The 1807-nt window shown below is 75.4% G+C and carries 1 protein-coding gene; it reads left to right on the top strand.

The features are described 5' to 3' along the window. Nucleotides 1–1807 (top strand): hypothetical protein (locus AC1D15_RS30060; RefSeq protein ID WP_477828901.1); only part of this gene is annotated, 1807 nt, incomplete at both ends.

The following is a 1807-nucleotide window of genomic DNA, read 5'->3' as shown; positions in this document are numbered from 1 at the left end:
CGTCCGGTGCGCCTCTGGCTGGCCGAGCTGGCCGACATCGCCGGCCGGCCGCTGCCGCCGCCCGGCGCCGCCACGGCACCGCAGCGCACGCTGATGTATGTGCTGAACGCGCGCGCCGGCACGCTGGTGCTGACGCTGCACCTCGGCAGCCTGCGGCGCACCGGCGAGCTCGGCTCGCACCGGCCGCACTCGCCGAGCGTGATCGACATGCTGCGCAACCGGCCCGCCTACCTGGCGCCGGCCGACCTGGAGATCCTGGCCGCGTTGCTGCCGCTGCTCGGCCCGAACGCCAGCACCGGCTCGCTGCCGTTGCGCGGCCGCGATGCGCTGGCGGTGATCGAGCTGATCCTGCGCAGCGGGCGGGCGTGGATCGTGCCGCCGCTGCTCGGCGAGCTGCCGCACCCGCCCGGCGCGGTGGCGCAGCGCATCGACGAGCCGCTGCCGGTCTCGCTGCACTGGTTCGCCGACGAGATGGGCGACTGGCACACGCAGTGGCGCGGCCCTGCCGACGAGCCGGTGGTCATCGTGATGCTGCCCGAGCCGCAGGCGATCGACCTCGGTGGGCTGACGCTGCGGCCGGCCGCGTTGCAGGGCGTGCCGGCCGAGGCGCCGGTGATCGACTGGCTGACGCGCATGCCGCCGGTGCCGGCCGAGCTGCTGTCGTCGTTCACCGACCGCCTGCAGGAGCTGGCCGCGCAGCGCGGGCTGCAGCTGCCGGTGCCCGACGAGCAGGCGCGCGCGCTGCGCAACCTCGGCACGCTGCCGCTGGTGCCGGTGCTGCGGCTGGGCACCTGCGTCGATGCGGCCTCCGAGGCGATGCTGCACCAGCGCTTCGGCACCCGCGCGAGCCGCCCGCTGGTCAGCGACCATGCGCCGCGCCAGGCCTCGGTGCAGCTGCTGCTGCGCTACCGCGTGCCGGGCATGCCGCCGATCGACTACCACCTGCCCGCCGCCCCGGCCGAGACCACCTTCCTCGACGCGACCCGCGTCAGCGGTGCCACCACCGCGCAGCTGACGCGCTTCGACCGCGATGCCGATGCCGAGGCGGCCGCGGTGCGCGCGATGGCCGACCCGCTGCGGCTGCGGCCATGGAGCCTCGCGGCGGGCGCGGCGATGCAGCGGCAGTCGAGCTTCGGCAGCGGACGCATCGTCAGCGCCGGCTACGGCGTCGCGCTGGAGGGGCAGCCGATGATCTTCGTGCCGCAGCAGCGCGACCAGTGGGCGCACCTGCTGACGCAGGAGGTGCCGCGCCTGAAGGAGCAGGGCTGGCTGGTCGAGGTCGACGACGACTTCCCGTTCGAGCTGCACGAGGCCGACGACTGGACCGTCGACCTGCAGCAGGAGCCGGGCGGCGACTGGTTCCGGCTCGGGCTGAAGCTCTCGGTCGAGGGCCAGCCGGTCAACCTGGTGCCGCTGCTGGTGGGCCTGGTGCAGGGCGGCTGGCTGAAGGTCGACAGTGCGCTGCGCGCCGGCACCGGCGAGGTGCTGGTGCCGTGGCCGGACGACACGCCGCCGTCGACGCCGCTGCCGCTGGGCGCGCCGGCGCGGCAGCGGCTGCTGCGCGTGCCGGTGCAGCGCATCGCGCCGCTGCTCGACTGGCTGCGCGGCGTGTTCGAGAAGCCGACGCTGAAGGCCGCCGACCAGGTGCTGCAGCTGTCGCGCTTCGACCTCGGCACGCTCGATGCGCTGGCGGTCGGCGCACGCGTGGTCGCGCCGCCGAGCCTCGATGCGCTGATCCGCGAGCTGCGCGGCCTGGGGAATGGCAAGAATGGCAGCGGGCTGCCGCCGGTGCAGCCGTCGCCCGAGG

It is taken from the genome of Rhizobacter sp. P2_H2 (assembly GCF_056403375.1).
Note: the sequence above shows the minus strand (reverse complement) of the source record. Positions and strands in the feature narration are given on the sequence as shown.